General features: G+C 66.0%; 26 protein-coding genes and 1 tRNA gene. 17 read left to right on the forward strand and 10 right to left on the reverse strand.

Annotated elements, in window-relative coordinates:
• The first annotated feature begins 32 nt into the window (after nt 1-32).
• Entirely contained in the window at nt 33-416 is a 384-nt protein-coding gene (locus tag QRN63_RS19140) for a YciI family protein (RefSeq protein ID WP_267315490.1), read from the forward strand.
• Between the two features lie 14 nt (nt 417-430).
• On the forward strand, nt 431-1657 hold the full coding sequence (locus QRN63_RS19145; RefSeq protein WP_285032263.1) for an RNA polymerase sigma factor: 1227 nt from the start codon (nt 431-433) through the stop codon (nt 1655-1657).
• On the opposite strand, the gene QRN63_RS19150 is transcribed toward QRN63_RS19145, so the two are convergent.
• Nucleotides 1654-2244 carry a hypothetical protein gene (locus tag QRN63_RS19150; protein ID WP_285032264.1) on the reverse strand — a complete coding sequence of 197 codons (591 nt, stop codon included), beginning with the start codon at nt 2242-2244 and terminating at the stop codon, nt 1654-1656. The two genes, QRN63_RS19145 and QRN63_RS19150, sit on opposite strands and share 4 nt — an antisense overlap.
• A gap of 294 nt (nt 2245-2538) precedes the next feature.
• Between QRN63_RS19150 and QRN63_RS19155 the strand changes: the two genes are divergently transcribed.
• The 14 genes from QRN63_RS19155 (at nt 2539) to QRN63_RS19220 (ending at nt 15921) form a co-directional block, all read left to right on the forward strand.
• Complete coding sequence (locus QRN63_RS19155) at nt 2539-3300, forward strand: EAL domain-containing protein (protein WP_285032265.1); 762 nt, start codon at nt 2539-2541, stop codon at nt 3298-3300.
• A gap of 89 nt (nt 3301-3389) precedes the next feature.
• A tRNA-Leu gene (locus QRN63_RS19160) sits at nt 3390-3463 on the forward strand.
• Nucleotides 3464-3602: 139 nt separating this feature from the next.
• Nucleotides 3603-5249, forward strand: a complete 1647-nt coding sequence (locus QRN63_RS19165; RefSeq protein ID WP_285032266.1) for a hypothetical protein — start codon at nt 3603-3605, stop codon at nt 5247-5249.
• Between the two features lie 4 nt (nt 5250-5253).
• Nucleotides 5254-5844: a hypothetical protein gene (locus tag QRN63_RS19170; protein WP_285032267.1), complete on the forward strand. Its 591-nt coding sequence runs from the start codon at nt 5254-5256 to the stop codon at nt 5842-5844.
• Nucleotides 5845-5942: 98 nt separating this feature from the next.
• The gene (locus tag QRN63_RS19175) at nt 5943-6758 is read left to right on the forward strand and encodes a mycofactocin-coupled SDR family oxidoreductase (RefSeq protein WP_285032268.1); all 816 of its coding nucleotides are present in this window, start codon (nt 5943-5945) and stop codon (nt 6756-6758) included.
• Between the two features lie 154 nt (nt 6759-6912).
• Nucleotides 6913-7236 carry a hypothetical protein gene (locus tag QRN63_RS19180; protein WP_267315479.1) on the forward strand — a complete coding sequence of 108 codons (324 nt, stop codon included), beginning with the start codon at nt 6913-6915 and terminating at the stop codon, nt 7234-7236.
• Nucleotides 7237-7288: 52 nt separating this feature from the next.
• On the forward strand, nt 7289-7915 hold the full coding sequence (locus QRN63_RS19185) for a cutinase family protein (protein WP_267315478.1): 627 nt from the start codon (nt 7289-7291) through the stop codon (nt 7913-7915).
• Between the two features lie 323 nt (nt 7916-8238).
• Nucleotides 8239-9678: a hypothetical protein gene (locus QRN63_RS19190; protein ID WP_285032269.1), complete on the forward strand. Its 1440-nt coding sequence runs from the start codon at nt 8239-8241 to the stop codon at nt 9676-9678.
• Nucleotides 9679-10229: 551 nt separating this feature from the next.
• Complete coding sequence (locus tag QRN63_RS19195; protein WP_285032270.1) at nt 10230-10652, forward strand: hypothetical protein; 423 nt, start codon at nt 10230-10232, stop codon at nt 10650-10652.
• A gap of 330 nt (nt 10653-10982) precedes the next feature.
• Nucleotides 10983-11465 (forward strand): MarR family winged helix-turn-helix transcriptional regulator, encoded by a 483-nt coding sequence (locus QRN63_RS19200; protein WP_267315475.1) that lies wholly within the window; start codon nt 10983-10985, stop codon nt 11463-11465.
• Between the two features lie 146 nt (nt 11466-11611).
• The gene (locus QRN63_RS19205; RefSeq protein ID WP_285032271.1) at nt 11612-12757 is read left to right on the forward strand and encodes a zinc-binding dehydrogenase; all 1146 of its coding nucleotides are present in this window, start codon (nt 11612-11614) and stop codon (nt 12755-12757) included.
• A gap of 68 nt (nt 12758-12825) precedes the next feature.
• Nucleotides 12826-13665, forward strand: coding sequence for a glycosyltransferase family 2 protein (locus tag QRN63_RS19210; RefSeq protein ID WP_285032272.1), 840 nt, complete (start codon nt 12826-12828; stop codon nt 13663-13665).
• Nucleotides 13666-13903: 238 nt separating this feature from the next.
• Nucleotides 13904-15169 carry an MCE family protein gene (locus tag QRN63_RS19215; protein WP_285032273.1) on the forward strand — a complete coding sequence of 422 codons (1266 nt, stop codon included), beginning with the start codon at nt 13904-13906 and terminating at the stop codon, nt 15167-15169.
• A gap of 47 nt (nt 15170-15216) precedes the next feature.
• Nucleotides 15217-15921, forward strand: coding sequence for a GAF and ANTAR domain-containing protein (locus QRN63_RS19220; protein ID WP_285032274.1), 705 nt, complete (start codon nt 15217-15219; stop codon nt 15919-15921).
• Nucleotides 15922-15950: 29 nt separating this feature from the next.
• On the opposite strand, the gene QRN63_RS19225 is transcribed toward QRN63_RS19220, so the two are convergent.
• Both QRN63_RS19225 and QRN63_RS19230 read right to left on the reverse strand, forming a co-directional pair.
• Nucleotides 15951-16649 (reverse strand): STAS domain-containing protein, encoded by a 699-nt coding sequence (locus QRN63_RS19225; RefSeq protein WP_285032342.1) that lies wholly within the window; start codon nt 16647-16649, stop codon nt 15951-15953.
• Between the two features lie 346 nt (nt 16650-16995).
• Entirely contained in the window at nt 16996-17481 is a 486-nt protein-coding gene (locus QRN63_RS19230; RefSeq protein WP_285032275.1) for a hypothetical protein, read from the reverse strand.
• Nucleotides 17482-17581: 100 nt separating this feature from the next.
• Between QRN63_RS19230 and QRN63_RS19235 the strand changes: the two genes are divergently transcribed.
• Nucleotides 17582-19792, forward strand: coding sequence for a winged helix-turn-helix domain-containing protein (locus QRN63_RS19235; protein WP_285032276.1), 2211 nt, complete (start codon nt 17582-17584; stop codon nt 19790-19792).
• A gap of 4 nt (nt 19793-19796) precedes the next feature.
• Here QRN63_RS19235 and QRN63_RS19240 read toward each other — a convergent pair whose 3' ends face one another.
• The 7 genes from QRN63_RS19240 to QRN63_RS19270 all read right to left on the reverse strand — a co-directional run bounded on the left by QRN63_RS19240 (nt 19797) and on the right by QRN63_RS19270 (nt 26618).
• Nucleotides 19797-20639, reverse strand: coding sequence for a bile acid:sodium symporter family protein (locus QRN63_RS19240; RefSeq protein ID WP_285032277.1), 843 nt, complete (start codon nt 20637-20639; stop codon nt 19797-19799).
• Nucleotides 20636-21640: a hypothetical protein gene (locus tag QRN63_RS19245; RefSeq protein WP_267315467.1), complete on the reverse strand. Its 1005-nt coding sequence runs from the start codon at nt 21638-21640 to the stop codon at nt 20636-20638. Before QRN63_RS19245 ends, QRN63_RS19240 begins: the two co-directional genes overlap by 4 nt.
• The gene (locus QRN63_RS19250; RefSeq protein WP_350224463.1) at nt 21637-22974 is read right to left on the reverse strand and encodes a Dyp-type peroxidase; all 1338 of its coding nucleotides are present in this window, start codon (nt 22972-22974) and stop codon (nt 21637-21639) included. The genes QRN63_RS19245 and QRN63_RS19250 overlap by 4 nt, the downstream gene beginning before the upstream one ends.
• Entirely contained in the window at nt 22971-23534 is a 564-nt protein-coding gene (locus QRN63_RS19255) for a hypothetical protein (RefSeq protein ID WP_285032278.1), read from the reverse strand. Before QRN63_RS19255 ends, QRN63_RS19250 begins: the two co-directional genes overlap by 4 nt.
• A 79-nt stretch (nt 23535-23613) precedes the next feature.
• Nucleotides 23614-24342 (reverse strand): DUF3060 domain-containing protein, encoded by a 729-nt coding sequence (locus QRN63_RS19260; protein ID WP_285032279.1) that lies wholly within the window; start codon nt 24340-24342, stop codon nt 23614-23616.
• A gap of 27 nt (nt 24343-24369) precedes the next feature.
• Nucleotides 24370-25059, reverse strand: coding sequence for a response regulator (locus QRN63_RS19265; RefSeq protein WP_285032280.1), 690 nt, complete (start codon nt 25057-25059; stop codon nt 24370-24372).
• The gene (locus tag QRN63_RS19270; RefSeq protein ID WP_285032281.1) at nt 25056-26618 is read right to left on the reverse strand and encodes a sensor histidine kinase; all 1563 of its coding nucleotides are present in this window, start codon (nt 26616-26618) and stop codon (nt 25056-25058) included. The genes QRN63_RS19265 and QRN63_RS19270 overlap by 4 nt, the downstream gene beginning before the upstream one ends.
• Nucleotides 26619-26706 lie beyond the last annotated feature (88 nt).

Consider the following 26706-nt stretch of genomic DNA (forward strand, 5'->3'; position numbering starts at 1 on the left):
GAAGGATTGACACAACGACGAAAGGTCAGGCAATGCGCTACATGGGTTTGGTCATCATGGATCCCAACCAGGGTCCGCCGCCGCAGGCACTGATGGACGCGATGGAGGTCTACGTCGGCAAGAACGCCGCGGACGGCATCTATCTCGACGGCGGTGGTCTGGGACAGGGCGAGAACCGCATCGGATACCAGGTCCGCTCCGGCCAGATGAGCACGACCGACGGGCCTTTCACGGAGGGCAAGGAGATCATCGGCGGGTACGCGATGCTGGAGTACCGCAACCACGCCGAGGCCGTCGAGGGCGCCCGGTCCTTCACCGAACTCCACCGGGAACACTGGCCCGAGTGGGAAGGCCGGGTCGAGATGCACTTGATCGAGGGTGCACCTGACCAGGAACCGGGTGCTTGTCCCCGGTAGCCACAACTGAGGCCGTGACCGCCGCCTGGCGTGCCGAATCGGCGCGCCTCGTGGCGGCGCTGGCCCGCATGACCCGCGACATCGACCTCGCGGAGGACGTTGCGCAGGACGCGCTCGTCGCGGCGCTGGAGGAATGGCCCGAGCGCGGCATTCCCGCCAATCCCGCCGCGTGGCTGATGACAGCGGCGAAGCGCCGCGCGATCGATCACATCCGACGCGCTGAGACGTTGCGCCGCAAGACCGAGGAGATCGGTCACCGCCTGGAGGAGGTCGACATGCCCGATTTCGCCGGGCAGGTCGACTTCATCGAGGACGACGTGCTCCGCCTGATGTTCCTGACGTGCCACCCCCAGCTGGCCCCGGCGTCGCGGGCGGCATTGACCCTGCGGCTGGTGTCGGGGCTGAGTACCGCCGAGATCGCCCGTGCTTTCCTGGTGCCGGAATCGACGATGGCACAACGGATCAGCCGGGCGAAGAAGGCTCTCATCGGTGCAGACATGGAGCTGCCGGTGGGGGCCCAGCGCGTCGAACGCCTTGACGACGTGCTGGCCGCCATCTACCTCACCTTCAACGAGGGGTACGTGGCGACCACCGGCGCTGATTGGACGCGCCCGGACCTCTGTTTCGAGGCGATCCGGCTGGCCCGTATGGTCGCCGCCATGGTGCCGGACATCCCGGATTCGCTTGGGCTGCAAGCACTTGTCGAACTTCAGGCGTCGCGGATTCCCGCGCGGGTGGACCGTGACGGTGCGCCGGTGCTGCTCGACGATCAGGACCGGGCGCGGTGGGACCATCTGCTGCGGCGCCGTGGGCTCCAGGTGCTGGCCCGGGCCGAGAAGCTCGCTGAAACAGGCGCGCCCGTCGGGACCTACTTTTTGCAGGCGGCCATCGCCGCGTGCCATGCGCGCGCGATCCGGGCCGAGGACACCGATTGGCAGCGGATCGCCGACCTGTACGACGTGCTGGCACTCGCCGCGCCGGGCCCCGTCGTCGAGGTGAATCGCGCGGTGGCGCATGGGCGCGCCCACGGGCCGGAAACGGGACTGGCGGTGCTCGACGCGCTCGGGCCCGATCCGTTGCCCCGATCACCGCTGCCGCACGCGGTACGCGGAGACCTGTTGGAGCGCATGGGCCGAGCCGCCGAGGCGTCGGCGGCGTTCACACGCGGCGCCGCACTCAGCACCAACGAGGCCGAGCGCTCGCTGCTGCTGCGCCGGGCCGGGCCGGGCCGAATGATCTAGGCCGGTTTCTTCGTCAGATCGGCGTTCTCGTCCTCCTGGATTGCGACGCCGTCCTTCTGAGACGTCGACTCGATGGAGCCGATCGAGGAGTTCAGGTCGGTGATACCGCTGGCGTCGCCGCCCTTGAGTTTGTCGAATGCCGCCTGCACGGTGTCCCCGACCTTGTCGAGCGGCGCGATGATCGCCTTGCACAACGTCGGATCGGCCTGTACGTCAGTCGCCGCGAGTCGCACCTCGCGTTTCACGAACAGCGCGGCGAGGCCGCCCTTGACGAATGCGGTGATGCGGCCGTTGGCGCCTTTCTTGAAGGTGCCGGCCTGGAACGGCTTCCACAACCAGCGGTGGAACGCGCCGAAGGCCAGGCCACTGTGCGCGACGAACTTGGTTTTGGCGAACGACGTGGTGGCCTGCGCCGGGCAGGTCTGCGAGATCGGCGCGGCGTCGCCGGCATCGCCCGACGGATCCGCGGGGATCGATTCCGACGATGACGCATCGTTGCCCGTCGTGGCTTGTTTGTGCCCGCAGCCGCCCACCAGCAGGACGACGGGGATGACCAGGGCCGCGATCAGACGGACCAGCGTGTTCACGAGTTACCTCCAGCAAAGTTGGCTCGGTTCCGGGACCGCGCGAAGCTAGCACTCGAAGCTGGGGGTTTGGTGGCAACTCATCGGGGCGAGGTTGTTGGTTTGGCTCAGCGGAGCCGGTGGAACCCCTGGCATGCAGGAAATGCTGGTTGGGGCAGGCGGTGGGCCAGGATGACCTGCGCCTATCGCGGTTGACCATCGTCAAGCATTGGGTGACGATTAGCTGAAGCGACGGGGTCCTGATCGGGTCGCGTGCTTCGATGTGGGCGGGGGTGAGCAGCCATCTCTGAACTCCTCATGGACCTTCGCGAGGCGATTGACCGAGACGAACTCTCGCTGGTCTATCAGCCGAAATTCGATGCGCGCACGGCCGCCCTCGTCGGGGTGGAGGCGTTGTTGCGGTGGCGCCATCTGGACCGCGGTTTACTGCGGCCCGCCGATTTTCTGCCGTTGGTGCGTGAGCACGGCCTGATGGAACGGGCCACGGGCCTGGTCGTCAACATGGCACTCGACGATGCCCTGCGGTGGTACGCCGCGGGGGCGGAAGTGCCTGTGGCCGTTAACCTTTTCGCGCCGTTGCTGAGCGACTTGAACCTGCCGGACCATCTGTGTCAGGCGTTGGACGACCGCGGGTTGCCGCCGTCGGCGCTCGCGGTCGAGATCACCGAAGACCTGTTCGTCGACAACATGGAAGACACCCGAACGGTGCTGACAGGCCTGCTCGACCGCGGCATCAAGATCGCCCTCGACGATTTCGGCACGGGGTACTCGGCGCTCACCTATCTGTCCGACCTCCCGATCGACGAGATCAAGCTGGACCACGACTTCATCGCGCGGGTGACCGTCGATGAGCGCGCCGCGCTGGTGGTGCGCACCATCATCGACCTTGCGCACAAGCTCGGGTTCGAGATCGTCGCCGAGGGCATCGAGAGCGCCGAATCTGCCGCGCAGCTACGGGATTTCGGGTGCGATGTGCTGCAGGGCTTCTTCCTCAGTCCACCCCTGCAGGCGTCGGAAGTGCTCGGTGTGGTGAGTGCCGGCGCGCGGGCTGCGTTCTAGGTTCTGCACCGGCTTTCGGCGTCCGCCGTCGGGGTCGGGTTCAGTGGCTGGGTGTCCACGTCATAGGTTGATAGCCGCTTGATCACCAAGCCCCTATAGCCCAATTGGCAGAGGCAGCGGACTTAAAATCCGCCAAGTGTCGGTTCGAGTCCGACTGGGGGCACTCGGATGCTCCCGCATGGGTTGCAGTTCCGGCGGCACTTGATCACTTCGGCCGCCTCACCTGAGAAACGAGTACCGCGGTACTCGTGATGGCCGGGCGCCGTCGCGTGATGCTTCCTGGTGAGAGGAGGTGAGCCGCCATGGCGCTACGTCCTCGCCGCTGCTCGCGCCGCGCCGCGGTTGTGTTCGCCCGGGGATGTGCGGTCTCGTTGATGATCCTGTTCGGGGGCGCCGGCGTTGTATTCGCCGACACGGGGTCGACACCGACGACGCCGACGACCGCCCCGCCGACGACAACGGCTTCGCCGACCGCTGCTTCGCCCGCGCTAAAGGCGTTGCCACCGTTGATCGCGGGACCTGCGCCGGCTGCCGACTCAGCTACCCTCGCGCTTTCGCCATCCCACGGGGGCGCAGGAACTCAGGTCACCGCCACCATCACGGGCTTCGATTACTGCCTGGACTCCCCACACCTGCTGTGGGACGGCGGGCCGCTGCCCGCCGGCAGCGGTCTGACGTTCACGGTGCCCGACGGTCCGGCCGGTACGCACCGGGTGACGGCAGTGTGCAGGCTCCTGGATGGGGCCCGCACGGTGGCTCCGGCGTCGTTCACGATAGATGTGACCGAAAAGCCCACCCTCACACTGGACCCCGGGAAAGGGCCCGCCGGCTCGCAGGTGACGGCTACTCCCAAGGGCTTCGGGAGGTGTCTCGAGGCCCCGCATCTCCAGTGGGACGACCAGTCGTTGGCCGCCAAGGTCGTAGACCCTGCCATTGGCAGCCTGGCGTTCACCGTTCCGGATGGCCCCGCAACCGCACACACCGTCACCGCGGTATGCGGGTCCCTGCGCAAATTGCCAGTGGCGGCATCCGCGTCCTTCACAGTGGTCGAAACTCCTAAGCCCACTTTGACTCTGAGCACCCCGAAGGGAACGGCGGGATCGCAATTGACGGCGACGGGTACGGGCTTTGCATGCCCGGACAGCGGCGACGTGCTGTTGTTCTGGGACGGGGACAGGTCTCCGTCGACCAAGGCCTCGCCCTTCACTTTCCGCGTCCCGTTCACCGTTCCCGCGACAGCATCCGCTGGCGAGTACACGGTGCTGGCCGCCTGCGCCGACGATCCCGATGTCGCGGCCAGTCAGCAGTTCACGGTCGCCAGCCCGGTGACGAACCAGGGAACCGCGGCGGCATCGATCTCGCTCGACCCCACGCAAGGACATGAAGGCGATGCGGTGCACGTCGTCGGCTGGCAGTTCACCTGCGCCGACCACGAGGGGACGGTCGCGCTGTCGTGGGACGGTGCCCCGTCGCGATTTGAGGTGGCTGTCGACGGGAACGGCCACTTTGCGACATGGTTTGCCGTCCCATCCGATGCCGCAGTGGGCAGCCACACCGTGCGTGCCTCGTGCAGGGATGAATCAGCTTGGGATACTGGGGATTTCGCCATCGTGACCGTAGGTCTGCCGGTGCCGCCACCCGCTACGACGCCTCCGGTGCCGCCGCCTCCGATTGTCCCGCCACCGCCGCCGCATAAATGGTGGCCCCTCGTGCTGGTCGCCGCCGCTATCGCGGTGCTGCTGCTGGCTGCGGCCGTCCATGTCGGTCGCCGTGCACTTCGAACCCCACAGGTCCGCGTGATCACGCGGCTCGGTGGCCCCGCGGCTGTCACGTTGCGTCAGACACCAGCAGCCGGCGACGCGACCTACGCCGTCCGCGTGGCGGTGCATTCCCAGCCCGATGTCGTGACCTTGAGAGGGGTGGATGATGACCGCGTCCGCATTGACTGAGACGGTGACCGTTCGAGACCTCCTGTACTGCGATGCGGCGGTCGAACCGACTCGGGCGCTGGCCGACTCAGTGCACCAGGGCGGCACCTTCAACAACCTCGTTGCGCGGTTCCCCGGGGTTGCGCCGCTCGTCGAGGGTGAGGTGGCCAGACAGACCGACGAACAGCTCTCGCTGAGCCTGCTCGATCTGGCCGTCGACGGATGGAAGAAGTTCGATGAGCTCGTGGCGGCTGCCCACCGGACGCGCGACAATGCGGCGGCCCGGGAGACCGTGAAGTTGGTGTCGCACAAGATCGAGTTCAGCCACCCGTGGACCGTCCAGGTGTTCGTCAATGGCAATTCGGCCGGCACCGTTGAGGTGGAGTTGACCGTCTGCTTTGACATGGATCTGGTGGTTCTCGTCGTTCAGCAAGGCCGGATCACGGCCGTCGAATCCGGCCGTTGCGCCGTCACCGGGGCGCTGGAGATCGCGCGGACCGAGGTCATCAAACGCCAGGCCCGGTTCGACTTGCGCCTTCGAATCTCCCTCGGCCACGGCCTGATTCTGGCCGGACCCACCGCAGTCGCTGACCAACGGTTGGTAGCCGGCCGCTGACCGGGCCGCGGCTCTGGCAAATCCCCACCACCGCGCGTTTACTGAACCCACGGCGTTTCGGTGGCATCAGGTGGCATCAGCAAGAACCGGAGGTTGCCATGGGCCTTCTCGACGGCAGGGTCGCATTCGTAACCGGAACTGCGCGCGGCATGGGGCGTAATCACGCAATACGGCTCGCTCGTGAAGGGGCGTCTGTGATCGGTATCGACATCGCAGCCGACGTCACGCCCCACTGCGCATGTCCGGGCCCCACTGAGGAGGACCTGCACGAAACCACGCGGCTGGTCGAGGCCGCGGGCGGTAAGTGTGTGATGGCGGTCGCCGACGTCCGCGACTCCACGGCCATGGAAGCGGTACTCAAAGACGGAGTCGACAGGTTCGGTGGACGTCTCGACGTCGTCGTCGCCAATGCCGGCATCAGCACCTGGGCGCGCTTCTGGGAGATGCCGGACGACGAGTGGCAGACGATGCTCGACGTGAATCTCACCGGGGTCTGGCGCACGATGAAAGCGGCCGTCCCGCACATGATTTCAGCGGGCAATGGCGGCTCGATCATCAACATCAGCTCGGTGGCCGGCATCAAGTCGTTGCCGGGCCAGGCGCACTACAGCGCCGCCAAGCATGGTGTGGTCGGACTGACGAAGTCGGCAGCCATCGAGCTCGCGGAATACAAGATCCGGGTGAACTCCATCCACCCTTGGGGCGTCGATACGGTGCTCGCCGCGGACCCCACCGTCGGCGCGTTGCTCACCGACCACCCGAGCTACCTGATGTCCTTCGGCTGCATGCTCAGCGACCCGTTCCCCGCGAGCGTCGACGACATCTCCGACGCGGTGATCTACCTGGCGTCAGATCTATCGCGTGCCGTCACGGCAACACAATTGACTGTCGATATGGGTGCCACGAAGGTCTGATCACTTCTCCCTGGGGCGGGTTCGCTAGTACTCGATCCAATTGGGCCTAAATTTCGCTCTTCGGGCTATGGTGCTGCGCGTTTGGGCGGACGATCGTAGGAGGCGTCAATCAATCACATTCTCAGCCGGCCAAGGCCGAGGCAGTGCCGCCCTGATGGCACGGAGAGAAGGCACCATCATGATGTACGCAGAGCTGGGATTCTCGGCAGTGCTGTTGGTGGTGCTCGGTGGCGCCGGTCGCGCGGCAGCGGCCAGGCTGCGCCGCATCCGCGGAACCGGGGGATCGGGTGGGCGCCGGGAACCGCCGCGAAAAACCGTCGGAACACATTCGGCGGCAAGGGATTACCCGGCCAGTGGCGCGACCAATTCGAAGGGTCTGCGCCTGGCCATCGAACGGTCGCATGCCAGGCGGGTGGAACGCCGCCGCGAGAAGAGGGAATTCCAAGCCTGGCTGGAGATCACCTCGCAACCACTGTGATGACGGACCAAACCCGACGCGAAGTGGTGCGACCGTCCTACGATCGGTCGGTATGACCCGCAACCTCGCGTTGATCTTCGCTTTCGCCGCCGTGGCTCCAGTCGTCTCGGCCATCGCGCCGGCCGCAACCGCCGCACCGTGTCCCGATGTGCAGGTCGTGTTCGCTCGCGGCACCACCGAGGCGCCGGGGCTGGGCAGCGTCGGTCGTCCGTTCGTCGAGGATCTGCGTGCGCGGGTGGCGCCCCGCACCGTTGAGGCGACGCCGGTCGACTACCCGGCGAGCAACGACTTCGCCGTCAGCACGCCTGCCGGCATCGACGCCGCGCGAGCAGTGATCGAGTCCACCGCGGCCAACTGCCCGAAGACCAAGATGGTGCTCGGCGGCTACTCGCAAGGCGCGGCGGTCATCGAAGGAGCCACCAGCGCGGCACCGCAGCTCGCCAGCCGCGTAGCCGCCACCGCACTGTTCGGGGCGCCCCGTACCGGTTTCGCAGGCATGCTCGCCGGCGGACCGCTGCCCGAATTGGCACCGCAGTACGCGGCCAATTCCATCGATCAGTGCGCCGAAGGAGACCCGATCTGCTGGGTAGGCGGCGGCTTCGACGTCGGCGCACACGGTTCCTACGTGCAGTCCGGAAAGGTCACGCAGGCAGCTGATTTTGCGGCCGGCCGGCTCTAGACCGGGGATTGGCGAACGACGCATGCGCTACCGCGCCGTGCTCGATTCCCGGTGCGGCGCGCGCAGTGCTGCAACCTCGTTCCAAGACCAGAAGTATCCAGGATTTCCGCGGCGATTCATATTCGGCATTGGAATGTTTCTCCATTAATAGCTTTACGCAATTAATTGTCTTTGGTGGTTAACTTTCTGTCGTTAAATATCAACATGGAATAACGAATATTTTCGACGTAATTCGGCCCACATGGTGATCAGTGTGAAGTAATTTGCGGGTGCAGGTTACCGATTACTGAGGGGGAGTTATGCAAACGTGTGTCCGGACCGGTATGACCAACGGTGTGGCGCTGATCGGAGCGAGTGCTATCGCGCTGTCACCGCTAGTGGTGGCACCGCAGCAGGTGCACCTGCCAACCGTCCCGGTGTCGAGCCTCGCGACGACGTTGACCGCGTCGGTCAATCCCATCAGCGAATGGGCGCAGGTCCTTACGACAACGTTCAACAACGTTTCGGCCCTCGGCCAGCAGGTGTGGGCCGACCCCGCTCCCATCCTGAAACAGATCATCACCAACCAGCTCGGCTATGCGAACACCATCGCCGCTGACCTGGGCAACGCCGGAAACAGCTTCGTCACTGCCGTGACGGCACTTCCACCAGCTCTCCAGCAGGCAGCTCAACAACTGGCCGCCGGCCAGATCAGCGCTGGCATGCAGACGGCATTCAACGCCGTGCTCGCGCTGGTGATAAACCCCGGCTTCGCGCTGATACAAGGTCAGACGCTCAACATCCCCGGCCAGATTTTGCAGAACGTCACCAACGTCGCGAAGTTAGCCCCCACCCTTCTTGGCACTGTGGGCTTATCTCTGCTCGCCACAGTTTCCGGCGTCGAGAGCGCGTTTGGGGACACCGCGCAGGCGGTGTACGACGGGGTGCGCGCCGGCAATTTCGGGGCGGCTGTGAACGCGATCGTCAACGCCCCCGCCGTGCTCACGAACGCCTTCCTCAACGGATATGCACAGGCAGGGGGACCCTTGGGGGGGATTCTGACCCCGCTCAACGTCGGAATGGGACTTGTCCCCGTGATGGTCGCCATTCGCGGCCTCATCGCACAAGCGCTGGGCGCACCGGTACCAGTCGCGGCGAAGGTGACCGACGTTGGACCGGCCGCACTTCCGTCGGCTGCCTTGTCGGGTGCGGCGGTCACGCTGGGCGCTGAGAAGGTGACGACGCCTGATGCCGCAAAGACCGCAGCGACGAAGGTCGGGGCGACAAAGACCACCCCGACAGAACCCGCCGCGACGGTGCCCGCCGCCGCGCCGGGTGCAGCGGATCCTGCCTCGACTTCGCCCGAGACACCTTCCACCGCAACCGAAACGAAGCCGGATTCAGGCACGACCTCGGGTAGCTCCACCACGCCAAGCGGTGGCACCGACACGACCAGCGGCACCAAGACCGGTACTTCTGGCACGGACGTTGAGCCCACGAAGCCCAGCGGATCGACCGGGAGCGAGACGGGTTCGGGCGGCACCACTACGTCAAACGGCGGCACGACCAGCGGTCCGAAGCCCGGTACACCTGGCAAGTCGACAGACGGTCTGACGAAGGCGATCAACTCCGCGGGGGAAAACCTGAAGTCCTCGCTGAATAAGTTCGGCGCCGGCCTCAAGAACGGTTTCGGTAAGCCCGCCAAGCCCAGTAAGAGTGGTAGCGGCAGCAGCGAGGGCGCAAGCGGTACAGGTGCAAGCAGCGCGGGCGGCAGCAGCAAGTAGCCGCGTCAGTCGTCCAATCGGCCCCTCCTGCAACGACCAGGGAGGGGCCGATTGCTGCCGTCAGGCAGGCCGCTGCGTCAGGGCAAGGTGCGCTTTCGGCTGTCGCATCGCCGTTTTCCGGTGCATGTCCGCGCTATTTCCGCATCCAATATCTTTGCGGAAATAGCTTTCCACTATTCAATTCTCAATTCCGAATAACTAATAACAAATAGCGAATGCGACACGGCGATCGAAACGTATTGAATATGTGCACGGAATTTAATTGTTGGCGAGTTACGTTTTCTTCGCATTACCGCGGCGCGGCACCTCGCCCACGTCGCTACCTTCACCTCTTGGAGATAACTATGCGATCGAATACGTCCATGTTGCGTCGTGCCGGCGCCATTGCTCCGATGGCGCTTGCTGCTGCACTTTGTTTCGCCGGGACGGCGCATGCGGCAGTCTCTGTGAATTGGAGTTGTCAGGCGACGGTTTCGGGCGTCCCTCAGACGTCGAGCATGACAACGTCCGTTACCGGTACTGCGCCCGGTTCGGTAACCGCGGGTTCTCCCGTGGCCATCACCATTGCACCGGGGTCATCGACGGTTCCGACGAACCCAGTTCCCCTTGTCACGGTCGTCAGCATCAGCAACCTGAAGATGCTCATCCCGGTTCCGGCGAACTCGACCTACGTCTCCTCGAGTGCATCCGGCGGCACTTTCCCGGGCTCGACGGCTCTCGTGGGCAGTAATGTCGTGCTCACCGTTCCTGGTCCAATTCCCGGTGGCTCGACGTACACCCCACCTGCGGTCACCATCAACGTGACGGCCAACGCTCCCGGCTCAGTTACCAGCAACTATGCCGGCAACAGCTATGCGAACCCCGGCATGACCTTCACCACTACCTTGAAACCCGCGATTGGTTCCAACTTCAACGCCGCAACCGCCTGCTACCCGAGCCCTTCTCCGACGCTCACCACCACGACCGTCACCTAACTTCTGATGGCGCGCAAGAAATAGCCGACTGCAAGTAGGCGGCGCTGATGGGATCAGGGACAGATTCAGCGCAAGGCCTGGGGAAGTGCAGCGGTGGATGGCCCTCGATTGGGTTGAATGACCAGCCCAGTCGGGGGTCATTGCGATTTCCAGCCGAGCCACGCCGAGAAGTTGAGTTCCACGACCGGCAGGTATCGCCGGCCAAGGCCGTGGCAAAGTTGGCCATCGACGGATCTAGCCAAAGCGTCAATAATTCCATCCGGAACCACTCGGCCGTCGCTATGATCAGGCCCAGTCGCAAAGGACACCTTGGGGGAGGTCTTTCGTCCGATGGCATCTGAACTCGCTCGTATCGCCGCAGATCTGAAGAAAAGACTGGAGTCTTTTCACGGAGCCGTCGATGAATTGGCACACGAACTGATGAGGATGCTCGGCGTCAATCACACGGATCTACGTGCCCTGTTACTCGTTCTCCTCACGGGCGAGAAGGCAACGACGCCGGGCCTTCTGGCCGACCGGCTCGGCCTCACTGCCGCTGGCACCACGATTGTGCTCAACCGCCTGGAAAAGCTGAGCTACGTCACTCGATCGCTACATCCGACCGATCACCGCCGAGTAATCGTGTTGGGCACAGAACTTGCGGCTCGCCGTGTCTCGGAACTCACCGCCCCGCTGCTGGATCAGGGTGGCAAGTTGTTGTTGAGCTACAGCGCGGCGGAGATTGCCTTGATCGTCGGGTTCCTCGCTCGGACGGGCGAACTTCAGCAAGCTCATCTGAAGCGGATGCGTGAATTGGAGCCGTATCCGCATTAGGAGCCGTCGTCGAGCTTCAGAACCGCGACCCGTGCGGCTGGTACAGCCCGGAAACATCACGGAGACAGCCGATTTCGTAGCCGGCCTGGATCGCCCAGCTACCGGGCGTAATCTTCAGGCGACTGCTCGACAATCGGAGGCAAACAATGACCGAAGCACCTCAGACCGCGTTGGAATTGCGGTCATTGGTGACACCGGACGGCATGCTCGAACTCTCGCTGCAAGACGTCGACATCCCCACCCCGGCGGCAGACGAAGTCGTCGTCCGCGTCGAGGCATCACCGGTCAATCCGTCGGATCTGGGCCTGCTGATTCCGGCCGCCGCCGACATGTCGGCGGCGACGGCCGCGGGCACCCCGGAGCGTCCCGTCGTCACCGCGCCGCTACAGCCCGGAGCGCTGGCACAGCTGTCGGTCCGCGTCGGTCAATCACTTCCCGTCGGCAACGAAGGTGCGGGCACCGTCGTGGCAGCGGGGGAGTCGGACGCGGCGCAGGCGCTCCTCGGCAAGGTGGTCGGCATCGCCGGCGGCGCCATGTATTCGCAGTACCGCGTCGTCAAGGCCGCGGCCTGTCTGGTGCTGCCCGACGGTGCGACGGCGAAGGACGGCGCGTCGTCGTTCGTCAACCCGCTGACTGCGCTGGGCATGGTGGAAACCATGCGCCGCGAAGGACATTCGGCGCTGGTGCACACGGCGGCGGCGTCGAACCTGGGCCAGATGCTGGTCAAGATCTGCCTCGCCGACGGGGTGCCGCTGGTCAACATCGTCCGCAAGGCCGAGCAGGAAGAAATCCTGCGGGACTTGGGTGCCGAGTACGTATGCAACTCAGCCGCAACGACTTTCGAGCAGGACCTTGTCGAAGCGCTCAAAGCTACGTCCGCGACACTGGCCTTCGATGCCACCGGTGGCGGCACGCTCGCGAGTCAGATCCTGAACGGCATGGAGCAAGCGGCCAACGCGACCGCGACGCAGTACTCCCGCTACGGGTCGGCCGTCCACAAGCAGGTGTACATCTACGGCTCCTTGGACACGAGCCCGACTGTCCTCACCCGAAACTTCGGCATGGCCTGGGGTGTCGGTGGCTGGCTGCTCACGCCGTTCCTCGCCAGTGCGGGACCGGAGGTCATCGGCAGGCTGCGGGCGCGCGTCGCCGCGGAATTGACCACGACCTTCGCGAGCACCTACACGCAAGAGGTTTCGCTGGCCGGCCTGCTCAAGCCCGAGGCGTTCAACAGCTACCTCAGGAAGGCGACGGGCGAGAAGTTCCTCGTTACTCCTCAGTCGGCGCCGTAGCTGGCAACTGCCTGTCAGGCGCGCTGCAAGACGCGCGTACCGATTGAATCTCAGCTACCTTGCGGCGCATGATCTCCGTCGTCATCCCATGCCGTAATGGTGCCGGAGTTCTCGCAAAGCAGCTGGATGCTCTACTGGCGCAACAAGCCAGCACCGAGTTCGAGATCGTCGTCGCCGACAACGGGTCAACGGACGGCACCGCCGACTTGGTGCGCTCCTACTCGGATCGGCGGATGCGCGTAGTGGATGCCGGTCGGGCACCCGGCGCCAATGTCGCTCGCAACGTCGGGATCACGGCGTCCAAGGGTGAGTACATTCTGCTCACCGACGCTGACGATGTGGTTCACGCGGGATGGATCGAGGCGTATCACCGGGCTTTCATGGGAGGAGCGCAGGCCGTCGGCGGTGGACTTGATCGCATCCTCGCAGACGGCACTCTGTTGGCTCGGGAACGCCGGCTCTACCCGGCGCTCGCCCGCAAGGACGTGTTCGCGAACGGCACGAACTGCGGCTTCACGCGTGAGCTGTTCTCTCGCGTGCACGGCTTCGATGAATCGTTCAGGGGTGGTGCCGATGAGGTCGACTTCTTTTGGCGCGTAGCCGAAGCCGGGTTCATGTTGGAGTTCGTGCCCGATGCTGTCGTGAGCAAGGTTCAGCGCACGGATCTGAAGGCGGCGTTCAGGCAGTATCAGAATTTCGGCCGCGGTGAAGCACGCATGCTGGACAAGTTCCGTCCGTGGTGGCTGGGGCCCGCCGCCGTGGGGGCGGCCGTTCAGTCGATCGTGTGGGGTCTTGCGTGGTTGTCCGGGGTGGCCCGGCGAAAGGCGACGTGCGCACTGGCGTGGAACCTGGGCGCGCTGCAGGAAGCGGTGCAGCTGCTGCGCGTCCGGGCCGTCGGTCGCGTGTAGATCAGGGTCGGCGACCTGACCGTCGCCGAATTTGCTGACGGCCGTCATCACATTGTTGGCACCTACGGTGTGATGGGGCGAGACGGTGGCCGTCGGGTAGTCGCCACGTCAAATTACGGTTTGCTAGAGGTTTGTCATTTGCGTGCCGTCAGACGCGCGACGGTCGTACCCTGCTTGTCAGTTCGATCAAGGCCGGACAACGGCGCCCGGCCACACCGCGATCTGACGCTGGAGTGCCATGACGAAACCACGGCCGCCACTGCAGCCGTTGCCGCCCGTCGCTGCGGGCCAGGTCCATGCGCCGCTCAACCGAGATCGCACCCCGCCGTACAAGATCGCCGGCCTGATCGTGGCCGTTGTCGCCGTCGCGGCGATGACGCTCACGTGGCTCCAGTTCCGCGGCGCCTTCGACACCAAGGCCCAGCTGTACGTGCTGGCCAGTAGGGCCGGACTGTCGATGGACAACGGCTCGAAGGTCACCTACAACGGCGTGCCGATCGGGCGGCTCACGGGCAGCGAGGTGGTGGCCGCCCCCGGCGAGAAGGCCCAAGCAAAACTGATCCTCGACGTCGATCCGCGATACCTCGACGTGCTGCCGCGCAACGTGGACGTCAAGCTGCTCGCCACAACGGTATTCGGCAACAAGTACATCTCCATGACCGCGCCGCCGAACCCGACACCGCAACGCCTCAAGGCCGGCGACACCGTGAACGCCGTGAGCGTCACCACGGAGTTCAACACGCTGTTCGAGACCATCACGGCGATCTCCGAGCAGGTCGACCCGATCAAACTGAACGCGACGCTGGCCGCCGCTGCGCAGGCCCTCGACGGGTTGGGCGACAAGTTCGGTCAGTCACTGGTCAACGGCAACGTCATCCTGGCCGATCTGAACCAGCGGATGCCGTCCATCCGGCATGACAACCGCGCGCTGGCCGATCTCACCGAGGTCTACGCGAACGCGTCCCCGGATCTGTGGGACGGCCTCAAGAACACGGTGACCACCGAGCGCACCTTGAATGATCAGCGCGACAACATCGATCAGGCGCTGATGGCATCGGTCGGGTTCGGCAACACTGGGGGCGACATCTTCGAGCGCGGCGGGCCGTACCTGGTCCGCGGCGCCCAGGATCTGCTGCCGACGGCGCAGGTGCTGGACAAGTACAGTCCCGAGATCGACTGCGGGATAAGGGCTCTGCCGCGCGCGGTGCAGGCCACATCGTTCGCCGTCGGCGGCAACGGCTACTCGCTGATATCGCATACGGCACTCGTCGGTTCGGCGAACCAGTACGTCTACCCGGACAACCTTCCCCGGATCAACGCCCGGGGAGGGCCGATGGGCCGGCCCGGTTGCTGGACGGTCACGCGGGACATCTGGCCCATGCCGTACATGGTGATGGATACCGGCGCGTCGATCGCGCCGTACAACCACTTCGGTCTCGGTTCGCCGTTCGCATCCGAGTACGTCTGGGGTCGTCAGGACGGCGAGAACACCATCAATCCGTGAGCATTGGGGTTCGGCGCAGGGCTATCCTTTATCCAGAGGTGTTCGGCGTGAGAGGGAGAGCATCCGGGTCCAGCAGTGCGGGCAACCAGCGGCTCGTTGACGCCGCCGGTGGTCCGGATGCGTGCCTCGGCATCCACGAGGACAACTTGCAGCGCATGGTCGACCATGCTGTTCGCGAGATATCTGGCGCCAAGTACGCGGGTGTCACGACCGCCGGCTTTCCCGCCCAGTTGGATACCGTCGTCATGACGCATCCGTATGCCGCCGTGGTGGATGCCATTCAGCAGTACCGGCATCAAGGCCCATTCCTGAGCGCGGCGTGGAAGCGCGACGTCCTACGGGTCAACGACCTGGAGTCCGATGATCGCTGGCCGGCCTACCGAAGAGATGTGCTCAGGTCGACGCCTATTCGTTCGCTGCTGTCCTTCCGCCTGTTCACCACGGCGAAATCGGTCGGCGCCTTGATGGTCTACGCCAACGAGCCCAACGCGTTCGACCGGCACGCCGAGCAGATCGGTTATGTGGTGGCCACGCACACCGCGCTGGCGGTCGGCGGCGGGCAGCCGCGCGACCTGGTGCGTCACGTGCTGGACAACTGGGACAAGGTGGCGCAGGCGGAAGCGTTTCTGATGGAGCGCTTTCAGATAGGTCGCGCCGAAGCGTTCCAAATGCTCAAACGTCTGTCGCTGAGCAGCAACGCCGATCTGGTCGGGCTGTCCCAACGAGTGATCGACAAGGCCAGGCAGCTCTGACGATTAACTTCGATCGTCGAGGGGTGCGGTTACAGGACATTCTCGGGACCCACGGCCGCCCACACGATCTTGCCGCCCGGCGTCGGGAGGTTTCCCCATCCGCGAGTCAGCGCCGTCACCATGGCCAGCCCCGATATCTGACTGGTGCCGGCGCGCGCTTCTTCCCGGCGCTGCGCGAGTACGGTACTGGCATCCTCGACCGCCACTGCGACAACTCGGCCGTCGTACTCCACCCGAAGCGTGGGCGCGGAGTCGGTGTGCCGCAACACGTTTTCGACGAAGGCCATGGCGACCGTCGCCGCGACCGGGATCAGCGGGGCGCACGACCATCCGGACAACCAACCGCCGACCAATCGTTGTGCATCGATGATGCTGCTGACGTGCGCAGGAAGGTCGGCACGTGCCCGACGCCTCGGTCGGGGGCGCTCGTCGCCCACCGCCTGCAGCGCTTCCTGCGTTGTGGCGAATGTCGGCACGTAACGCGTGATGCCGCGCTGCCGGATGAGCCGGCGGGCCGCATCGTTGGCGCACACCAGCACGATCGGCACGTCAGGCCAGATCCTCACGTGCCAACGGGCACTTGAGAACACCGACCACGCCGACGCGTCAGGTACGCGCAGCTCACTGACATCGACGATCACCACGCGGGGTTCGTCCACTGCGGCTTTGACCACGCTGTCTCGCAACATGCGATATGACCCACCATCGAGTTCGCCGGTGCAGCGCATCGTGTACTCGCCGCGCCTCCCGAAGACAGGTGCGCTGACTCGCGGTAACTCAGCCACCGGCGCCTGCTCTGGACACCGGGCAACTGGGCGGCACAACCAGAAACGGTGAACGGCGGCTCCGCGTCATCTGACTCTGCGCTTCGCTACCGCCTGTGGAGGCGTCGGTGGCTAGCTGTGCCATGAGGTTTCAACCGTTCCGAGCCAGGGCTTTTCCGTGCCGGAGATCTTCGTACCCGGTCACGCTGGGCTGAAACGATGCGCCGTGGTTTCGGGCTGTGTGGCAGAAATTCGAGGCTGAGTTGCACGTGGCAACGGCAGGAGGTGGCCCTGCGCCCCGCTCGCGCGGTCAGCGCTTGCGGCTGCAGTTCGGCTGGACCGGCTTGGTCGGCCAGGTGCATACGTTGAGGTACGTCTCGGTGCCCATCCCGCCGCCGTCGAACACTCCGTAATTGTCGCCGTGAGTGCCGGTGTAGGTGGCGCCCCCGCCGCCTCCCGGTCCGCCGTCGGACGACACGATGGTGGTGACAGCCCAGCCCTTGCCCTCGAGCGCGGCCTTGTACGCCGTGACGACCTCGGTGGGAGAGCCCGTCACCTTGAAGCTGAGGTGAATTCCGTTATCCGCGACAGGGTCCGGGCCCCAGGTCTGGGCGGTGCCTGCGGGTGTCGGGATCAGCGCCTGCAGCTGGGAGGCGCCGGCCGGTGCCGCGGCCGACGTGCTGGTCGGTGCGGAGCTCGACGATCCTTTGGCGCCGGAGCCGGCTGTGTCGCCGCAGGCTGCCACGAGGCTGATCACAGCCGCAGCGACTGTCACCGAACGAATTGCGTTACCCATGGTCGCTCCCATCCTCGACCGCACCGTAACAACGCGCGACTCGATTATTTGCTGAACAGTCAAATTGGGTGGCGGAGCGTGCCGCACCTACGATGCGAACGTGGTTGGGGAAGGCTGGGTGGCGCACATCCCGAGCGCCACGTACGGCCCGCCGCGGCTGGGCGGCGCCGTCGTTGCGCGCCCGGCGATCACCGAGTTGCTGTCCGCTTCGGACGCCGGGCTGGTTGTCGTGACAGCGCCCGCCGGATACGGCAAGACCACGGCGGTGGCGCTGTGGGACCACTCGGACGCGCGTCCTTTCGCCTGGGTGCGGCTCGACCATCTCGACAACGACCCCGCCCATCTGCTGTTGCATCTGGTGACGGCGGTGGATCAGGTCGCTGCAGTCGATGCCGCCACATTTCAGTACCTCCGCGGCGCCGGCCGGGCCGTGGAAACCCAGTTGGTTCCCGCATCGATTGCTGCGCTCGAGTCCGCCGGACAGATTGTGTTGGTGCTGGACGATATTCATGAACTGACGCACGACGCAGCGGTGTCTGCCCTGCGTGCCCTGGTCCAGCTGGCCCCGGCGTCGACGACGCTGACGTTGATCGGCCGCAGCGCGCCGCCGCTCGACCTGGCGCGGCGCAGGTTAGAGGGTCGCGTGCTCGAGATCGGTACCGAGCAGCTGAAACTCTCCGCGGCAGAAGCCGAGTCGGCGCTCGATTCCGTTGGCGCGCCCGTTGGCCCGTCCGCCGCGCTGGTGATCGAACGCTGTGAAGGCTGGGCCGCCGGCGTGGTCATGGCGGGGATGGCCCTGCGTGACGGCGCGCCCACTGACGTGATCACAGGGCGTCACCGCATGGTGGCGGACTACCTGGTGGAAGAGGTGCTGGGCCGCCTGAATCCGGAGATCGGAACGTTCCTCATCGAGTCGGCGGTGCTCGACCACTTCACCGCAGAGGATCTGAACAGCGTTCTGCAGCGCGGTGATTCGGCCGACATGCTGAACGCGATCCATGCCTCGGGCAACCTGTTCCTGGTCGCACTCGACGAGCAGGGCATCGAGTACCGGTACCACCGGCTGTTCGCCGACCTGCTACGAGAACGGTTGCGTAACCGGGATCCGGCTCGCTTTCGGGATGTGGCCTCGCGGGCAGCAGCCCACTTGGAGCGCGCCGGCGATATCGACGGGGCCCTCGTGCACGCCCTGGCTGCCGACGACCTCGCTCGCGCCGCGGCGCTGGTCGAACGCGATGCCGTGCGTCTCGGATTCGACGGCCGCGCAGGCATCTTGGAGCGCCGGCTGAGCCTGCTCGACGAGCACGTCTTCGCCCATCACCCCGATGCCGCGATCGCCCGTGCCTGGTTCGGACTGACGCTGGGGGACGCCGACCTGATCCAGCGGTCCCTGCTGCTGGCCGCTGCCGCGGACCGTGGTGCGGCCCTGGCAGACGGTGCGCCGTCGGTGAAAGTTGCTGCGGCACTGGTCAGTTCGCTCGTCGGAATCGGCGGGGTGCTCGAGGTGGTCCGTCATGCCGACACCGTCTGCGCCGCGGGCGACCACCTCGTCAACCCGTGGTGGGGCGCTGCCGCGTCGGTCAAAGGCGGCGCGCTGTCGATGGCCGGGGACTCGGAAAATGCCAGGGCAACACTGGAATCGTCGCTTCCGGTCCTCGATGACCTCCCTGGATTCCGGGCCGTGGCGCTGGCGCATCTGGCCCTGCTCGATCTCGACGACGGGGCTTTGCAGTCCGCGGCGCGGCGCAGTGCCCAGGCCCGCGGCATCGTCGATTCCCGCGACCTGTGCGACCTGGTGCCGATGGTGTTGGTGTACGCGGTGGACGGATTGGTGCGCGGCCACCGCGGCGATGTGGCCGGCGCGCGCGACGCGGTACGGGGCGCCGAAAGACTGCTGGACCGGCTGGGGGACCTGGCCGCACGCACCGCGGCACTGGGACATGCGCTCACCGCGGCCACGGCCCTCGAGATCGACGATCCGGAACTGTGGCGGCGACATGTCGACGCGGGGCTGCTGGCCGCCCGGCGGGAACCCGACGCGGCCGCGGTGCACCAGCGCTTGGCGCGCGTTCGGGAATTGCTTGCCGCACATGCGCAGCGCGGGCCGCGGCCATCGCTGACCGCGGCCGAGCTGCGTCTGCTCCCGCACCTGGCGACCCACCTGTCCCTGCAAAAGATCGCCGGCGAACTGCACCTGGGCCGGGAGACCGTGAAGAGCCAGGCCACCGCGATCTACCGCAAGCTGTCGGTGTCGTCGCGCGCCGAGGCGGTGGCCGAGGCGGCGCGCCTCGGCCTGCTCGACCTGCCCTGACCGGTCAGGCCTTGCGGGCCAGGAATCGGGCGAACGGGATCAGCATCGTGAACTCGGCGATCAGCACCACCGTGATCATCACGGTCACCCGCGGATCATCGAAGTTCTGCCCGGCCACCACGAAGGCGGCTGCCGCATTGCGTTGCGCGGTACCCAGCGCGAGCACGGGCCGCGCGGTAGTGCTGAAATATACGAGGCCCCAGCCGATTCCCGCGCAGACGGCGGTGTAGACGATGGCCGCCAGCAGCCCCCGGGTGCCGTAGATGGACAGCACCTCCCGGAAATTGGCGATGATGGTCAGGACGACCACCAGGACCATGCCGATGGTGCTGATCAGCCCGACGGCCGGCCTGATGCGGGCGGCAGTGCCCGCGGACTGCTGCCGCCACAACAGCCCGACCGCCAAGGGGATCAGCATGAGGATCACCAACGAAGACGCGATCGCGAGCGGGTCGACTGCCGAGCCCTTGAGGAACAACGGCAGCACGATCGGCACATACACCACCGTGCTGATCATCAGCAGCACCATCAGACCCACCGTCAAAGCCGTGTCAGCCTTGGCGAATTCGGCGAGCTTGATCAGGAACGGGGCGCCCGCGGCGAGCCCGCACAACAGCAGACCCACGCCCAACGGTTCGTCGAGACCGAAGAGCTGCCAGAGCCCGAGCGCAACCAGCGGCGCGGCCACGAAATTCGCCACGAGGGCCAGGCTCACCACCCGAATATCCTTGAGTGGCGCCAAGATCTGGGCCGGGGTCAGGCTCAGCCCGACGCCGAGGGTGCTGGCCACCACGAAGACGACGACCGCGATGTTGGAACCGCGTGCCGCCAGATCGGCCAGTGTCACATCGTCACCAGATTGCGCCAGAACGACTTCAGGCTGTCGCTGGCGCCGAACAACGTCGTGAAGTGTGTCGAGTCGACCAGCACGATGTCGCCGGCGCGGTCGCCGGACGGCGGCATGTGGATCAGCGCGTTGAATTCGGTGTTGCCCGCGAGGGTGAACGGATGCGGCCGGGTCTGGTCGATCAGCTGCCGGCCCAGGACCTTCAGCTCGGGGCTCTCGGGGGCCGTCAGCTGGTAGTGCGGCAGGTGCGGGTGCAAGGCCAGCGTGGTGACGTCGCGCAGCAGACCGGCGGAATCCAGATCGCGGAAAGCGGTAAGCGGCACAATCTGTTTGGTGCCCTCGACCGTCGCCGGTCGCAGGCCCCAGGTGTTGTGCACCGGGATGTTCAGTCCGGTCAGCAGTGACCGCGCGAATCCGCTGAAATTCTGGACTCGCGGCGTCAGCGGGTCACCGTGGTGCAGGTACTCCATCTGCTGCTGCTCTTTGTCGTCGGTGAAGCCGACGTCGTGGTGCGGGGCCAGCATCAGGCAGGTGCCTTCGCGCCCCAGCCACTGCTGGATGGCGGCGATCTCTTCCGGGGTGGCTTCTTCGTCACCGAGCAGGTGGTCCAGGCCGAAGATCATCAGGGTGTCGGTGTCGTTCAGGATGCGTTCGTCGATCGGCAGTCGGTAGCCGGCCTGGTCGACGCGTTGGAACACCGCTACCGGATGCCCGGTCGCTTCACCGGCGACGTCCTGGAAGGACAGGGAGGAGCGATGGAACAGCTCCAGCGTTCCGTCGACCCCCTGCAAGAACTCCCGCGCGCTGTATTCGACACCTTCGTACGCCGGCCACGTCGCCGCACGGACCTCGGTCATCGTGGAGAACCGGTTGTACAGCAGCGCCGGGTCGCGCTGGGCCTCCCACGGGTAGCTCCACGACCAGTAGATGCTGACGCGCCGGTTGCCATTGTGCGGGCGGGTGATGTGGGCCTGGTTGTAGGTGCGGGCGTAAGAACTCATGATGCTCCTTGCTGTCCGAGTGTCGAGAGATAACGCAGCGCGGCCAGGCCGGGCAGGAAGAAATATGCCCCGCCGCGCAGCGTGGTGAATGCCGGTAAACCCTTGTGCACCTTGCGGATCGGCCGCTTGGGGATCGTGAAGTCCAGAGTGCCGTCCTGGGTGCCACAGATGGGGTCGTGTTCGTTGCCGAGCTCCTGGAACGCGGTGTCGTTGATCCACACGTTCTGGGCGAACTCGAACTGCCGCACCAGGCTGGCGCAGATCAGGAACATCCCGACACCGCGTTCGACACCGTCGTCGGCGACGCCTTCGGGTAGCGCCGGGCCGTAGGTGCCGCTGCGGCGGATCATCCTGCGCCGATTGGGATTCGGCTCGGTGTCGCGAGGGTTGAGCCGACGTGCATGGGAGCCCACCGGGCACCGGTAACCGTGCGGATCCATGGTCGCGTAGTCGAAATCGTTGTTGCGCAGCGGATCCGCGCCGAGTTCCGGATCGTCGTGCTCGGGCGCCAGGACCAGCGGTGCGCCGCTACGCCACCGGCCCATGAACTTCGCGGCCAGCAGCTCCTCGCCCTCCGCATCCTCGGCATTCTGCTGCAGGTAGTCGCGGAAGGTTCCGACATGCTCCTCCAGCCGGCGGTACGCCAGGTAACTGCCGTTGCGTGAGAGCACTTCCAGCGCAGGCTGATTCGATACCAGACCCTCTTCGTCCGGGTAACCGAGGAGGAACTCGCCTGGCGCCAGCGCCCCACCGGCGCCAGGGATCAGCGTCTCACCCGAACCGGCCATCTGCGGCTGCGACACCGGATCGCGGTACCCGAAATGATCGTGGTCGTATTCGAACGGCGCGGTGGCCGCGAGATCGAGATGCGACAGCGACCGCACGCCGGGGCAGCGGGCCAGCAGGGCGTCGTGCTCGCCGACGCACCGCACCCGTTCGTCCTCGTCCCGGGCGAACAGGATGACAATGGCATGCAGGGCGTCGTCCGCGAGCCCGCCTATCCAATGCTCCGGTGCGGCCGCCCCCGTATCACCCAGGATGTCGGCGCGCGCGGCCATGCCCTCGCGGAACTCCGCGGGGAAGGTGGCCAGCGTCTGCTCGTCAAGTCCCAACGCGCGCAAGCCGTTCCAGGTGAACGCGAGGTTCACCCACCGCTTGAAGACGTTGACGGTCTTGCGCACGTCGGTCGCCGACTGCACGAGCGGAACCATCTCGGCCAGCCAGGCCTGCCCGGCTTCGGGGGTGTCGAAAGAGAGGAATTCATACCGACCGGTGAGGTGAGGCGTGCCGGTCAGCATGATGTGCTGGATATCGTCGAAATCGAGTGCTGTCACTGCATCTGGTCCAACATGTCGGAGAACGCGGCCTTGAGCCGCAGGGCTTTCTTGATCTCCACCGCCGTCACGTACGGGTATCCGCCGTACTCCAGGAAGCTCGGCACCTGGTGCTCGCGGACAAACATGATGAACGCCTCGGGGTTGGTCTTCCAGTCGGCTGGGAAGCCCTCGAGGTGGGTGAACGCCGTGGTGATGCCTGTCGAGCTGAACAGCTTGACGGCGTCCTCGGTGTACTTGTCGAAGTCGGTGTCGAAGATGCCCTGGTACTGGAAATGCAGACCCGAACCGACATCGAACAGATTCCACCGGAGGTAGTGCAGCTTCAGCGGGGCCAGGACGTCGGGTTGGGCGGCGACGGCGGCCTCGAGCTGCTTGCCGTAGTCCCGGATCGCCTGTTCATGGCCGTCGAGGACCTTGGCGATGATGTTGAAGCCGTAGCACGCCGGCGTGCGCGGGAAGACCGGCCCGTAGCGACCGCGGGTGAGCTCGAAGTAGCCCTCTTTCGGGATCGCCAGAGCTGCGGGTTGGGTCCAATCGTCATTTCCGTTGTGCGCCATGGCAACGAGATTATGGACGCCGCGCACTTCCGTCGTCCCCCGATTCGGGGGAAATTGACGCGCCGGCGTCGAGGTCCGGTCAGCCGCGGCTGACGGTGTTGGACCGACCCGGATCAGGAATTTCCGGGTTCCCGGAGTGGTAGGTCACGTGGTTGTCCATGCCCGACGTGACGATCTTGTCGGCGGAGTCGACGGACACGGTGTTCTCGATCCCGGAGACCTCGACGGTCGCGCAGTGTCCGGTGATGGTGACGCTGTTGGACACCCCGCTGATGCTGATCGGCCGGTCGTTGCACGCGACGGTGCGGTGGCCGCGCACGCCCGCGACCTGAATGGGCCGGTTGGGATCGTCGGACTGCGGCGGTAGTTCGACCAATCCGGGACCGGACTGCACCGTGGTGCCGTTGACGACGACCGACGATTCGTCGCCGGGTTGCGGCGGCGTCGGGACGGCGACGGAGATGCTGGGCCGTCCGTCGGGGGAGGGCGGGAGATACGTCGTGTGTTTCTTCCCGGTCAGGTTGGTCACGAAGACGATTGCGGCGACGACAGGGCCGACGATGACGGCGAGGACGACGACGCCCAGGATCATGCGGCGCGCCGCGGTTGTCGGCACCCCGGATGGCCACGGTTGCGGCGACGAGCTCTGCTGGGGCCGGTTGTATTGAAAAGGCTGCCGCCGACCGACCGCAGGGGCGCGCGAGGACCACGCTTGGCCGGGCTCCGTCAGCTCCGAGGCTCGTGCCTGATCGTTCATCGCGCGCTCGAGCTCGCGGATGCGGGCTTCTGGATCGTCGTCGCGACTCATGGTTCGATGCTGTCACACCCGGCGAAGTCAACGCCACAGGTAGCGGGTCTTGGGCCGGCCGGTCCCGCCGTATTCGCTTCGGCGCGTGACGGTTCCGTCGTCGGCCAGGCGTTCCAGATAACGCCACGCCGTCACCCGGGCCACCCCGACCGCCTTGGCGGCCTCGTCGGCTGTCAGCCCGTCGGGACTGTCCCGCACCGCGCGGGCGATGTCGTCATTGGTCAGCGTTGCCGCACCTTTCGGGGCCGCGGATTTGTCTGCGCTGGTGCGTAATTCGGCGAGGGCCCGGTCCACCTCGGCCTGGCTTGCCGCGTCCACTCCCGCGGGGAGCGCTGTCCGGTACCGCTGATAGCGATCCAGCCGGTCCCGGAACGCCGCGAAGGTGAACGGCTTCAACAGGTACGCCAGCGCGCCGTGTGCGACGGCGGCGCGCACCATCTCCAGGTCGCGCTCGGAGGTGATGGCGATGATGTCCGGGGCGGGCCGTAGCCCGGACAGTGCCGATGCCAGGCTGATGCCGCTGGCGTCGGGTAGCCCGAGGTCCAGTAGGACCAGGTCGATGGGCTGGTCGGTCGTGGTCGCCCGGGTGGCAGCCTGCATGGCCTCGCGCGCGGTGTGAGCGACCGCTGCGACGGAAAACCCGTCCAGCCGTTCGACATACGTACGGTGCGCCTCGGCGATCAGTGGATCGTCGTCGACGATCAACACGGTGGTCATGCGCCCGCCGCCGGAATCGTCACCGACACCACCGAACCGTAATCGGCATCGGATGACAGCGTGCCCCCGTGCCGCTTGACCACCTGCGCCACCAGGGCGAGGCCCAGCCCGTGCCCCGGCGCCGATTTCGTCGAATAGCCCCGGCGCATGGCGTTTTCGAATGTCTCCGGATCCATGCCGGTGCCGCTGTCGGCCACTCGCATCAGCAGTTCGGAACCCGGCTCGCAGCGCACCGTCACCTCGACCCACGGCTCGTCGCGGTCGCACGCGTCCATCGCGTTGTCGACCAGGTTGCCCAGAACTGTCACCATTTCCGGCCCACTCAGCGGTAGATGTGAAGTGTCCGAGGGCAATTGTGAGTCCACCGTGACGGTGAAGTCGATGCCACGTTCGTGGGCCTGCGCGCTCTTGCCCAGCAGCAACGCCACCAGGGCCGGTTCGTGGACCTCGTTGGAGAGCCGGTCGACGAGGCGCTGGGACAGCTGCAGCTCGTCGGTCGCGAAGGCGACGGCGTCCGACGGGCGGCCCATCTCGACCATGGTGATCACCGTGTGCAGCTTGTTGGCCGCTTCGTGGGCCTGCGCCCGCAACGAGTCGGTGAGGACCTTCAAGGAGCTGAGTTCGCCCAGGGTGCTTTGCAATTCGGTGCGGTCCCGGATCGTCACGACCTCTGAACCCGCGGCGCCGGACACCGGTGACCGGCTGACGACCAGCACCCGGTCGTCGGTCACGTGAACCTCGTCGCGCACACCGGGATCGGCGGCGCGCAGGAACTCCGGCAGATCGGACAGGGCCACCGCGCCCGGAGGCAGGGCCAGCAGGCGCCGCGCCTCGTCGTTGGCCAGCGCCACGCGTCCCTTCTCGAGCACCAGCAGGCCCTCGGACACCGAATGCAGGACGGCGTCGTGGTGCTCGTACATCACGCGCAGCTGGTCCGGCCGCAGCCCGTGGGTCTGACGGAGCAGGCGGCGCCGGATCAGCCAGGTGCCGGCCAGTGAAAGGGCAAGGGCCGCAAGGCTGATCGCCGCGATCACCGGAATCTGGTGGCGCCACTGCGCTGTCAGCGTGGTCTCGGTGATGCCCGCGGCGACCAAGCCCACAATCCGGCCGGAACAGTCCCGCACCGGGGTGATGGTGCGCACCGATCGGCCGAGTGTCCCGGTGTAGAACTCGGTGTGGGTCTGGCCTTTCAGCGCCTGCGCCATGGTGCCGAGGTAGTGGCCGCCGATCTGGCGCGGGTCGGTGTGGGTGAACCGGGTGCCGTCGGGCGCCATGACGGTGATGAAGGCGATGCCAGTCTGGGCGCGAACGGTTTCGGTCACCGGCTGCAGGACGGCCGTGGCGTTGCCCGCCTGGATGGCGGCAGCCGTCGACGGCGCGTCGGCCAGTGCCGTGACGATGCCGGTGAGCAGCTGTTTGGCCGCGGCGTCGTTGGTACGGCGGGACTGCACGACGGCCAGGGCGCTGCCCGCCGCCACCACCAGGATGATGATCACGATCTGCAGGGCGACAATCTGGCCGGCCAGGGACCTGCGCGGCGCCGCCGGCCAACTGCGCATCACTGCGGCCTTTCGTGAATTCCCGTGAACGAAATGAACATATGCGTGACGTGCCTCACGTTCTGGCACAACATCCTTGCAGAAGTTT

This window comes from Mycolicibacterium sp. lyk4-40-TYG-92, from assembly GCF_030209435.1.
In the GTDB taxonomy this organism is placed as follows: domain Bacteria; phylum Actinomycetota; class Actinomycetes; order Mycobacteriales; family Mycobacteriaceae; genus Mycobacterium.

Bases quoted from the DNA above. Each gene is read 5' to 3' on its own strand.
- QRN63_RS19140 (WP_267315490.1), top strand. From the start codon at position 33: ATGCGCTACATGGGTTTGGTCATCATGGATCCCAACCAGGGTCCGCCG.
- QRN63_RS19155 (WP_285032265.1), top strand. From the start codon at position 2,539: ATGGACCTTCGCGAGGCGATTGACCGAGACGAACTCTCGCTGGTCTAT.
- QRN63_RS19165 (WP_285032266.1), top strand. From the start codon at position 3,603: ATGGCGCTACGTCCTCGCCGCTGCTCGCGCCGCGCCGCGGTTGTGTTC.
- QRN63_RS19175 (WP_285032268.1), top strand. From the start codon at position 5,943: ATGGGCCTTCTCGACGGCAGGGTCGCATTCGTAACCGGAACTGCGCGC.
- QRN63_RS19180 (WP_267315479.1), top strand. From the start codon at position 6,913: ATGGCACGGAGAGAAGGCACCATCATGATGTACGCAGAGCTGGGATTC.
- QRN63_RS19185 (WP_267315478.1), top strand. From the start codon at position 7,289: ATGACCCGCAACCTCGCGTTGATCTTCGCTTTCGCCGCCGTGGCTCCA.
- QRN63_RS19190 (WP_285032269.1), top strand. From the start codon at position 8,239: ATGACCAACGGTGTGGCGCTGATCGGAGCGAGTGCTATCGCGCTGTCA.
- QRN63_RS19200 (WP_267315475.1), top strand. From the start codon at position 10,983: ATGGCATCTGAACTCGCTCGTATCGCCGCAGATCTGAAGAAAAGACTG.
- QRN63_RS19205 (WP_285032271.1), top strand. From the start codon at position 11,612: ATGACCGAAGCACCTCAGACCGCGTTGGAATTGCGGTCATTGGTGACA.
- QRN63_RS19210 (WP_285032272.1), top strand. From the start codon at position 12,826: ATGATCTCCGTCGTCATCCCATGCCGTAATGGTGCCGGAGTTCTCGCA.
- QRN63_RS19215 (WP_285032273.1), top strand. From the start codon at position 13,904: ATGACGAAACCACGGCCGCCACTGCAGCCGTTGCCGCCCGTCGCTGCG.
- QRN63_RS19225 (WP_285032342.1), bottom strand. From the start codon at position 16,649: ATGCGCTGCACCGGCGAACTCGATGGTGGGTCATATCGCATGTTGCGA.
- QRN63_RS19230 (WP_285032275.1), bottom strand. From the start codon at position 17,481: ATGGGTAACGCAATTCGTTCGGTGACAGTCGCTGCGGCTGTGATCAGC.
- QRN63_RS19245 (WP_267315467.1), bottom strand. From the start codon at position 21,640: ATGAGTTCTTACGCCCGCACCTACAACCAGGCCCACATCACCCGCCCG.
- QRN63_RS19255 (WP_285032278.1), bottom strand. From the start codon at position 23,534: ATGGCGCACAACGGAAATGACGATTGGACCCAACCCGCAGCTCTGGCG.
- QRN63_RS19260 (WP_285032279.1), bottom strand. From the start codon at position 24,342: ATGAGTCGCGACGACGATCCAGAAGCCCGCATCCGCGAGCTCGAGCGC.
- QRN63_RS19265 (WP_285032280.1), bottom strand. From the start codon at position 25,059: ATGACCACCGTGTTGATCGTCGACGACGATCCACTGATCGCCGAGGCG.
- QRN63_RS19270 (WP_285032281.1), bottom strand. From the start codon at position 26,618: ATGCGCAGTTGGCCGGCGGCGCCGCGCAGGTCCCTGGCCGGCCAGATT.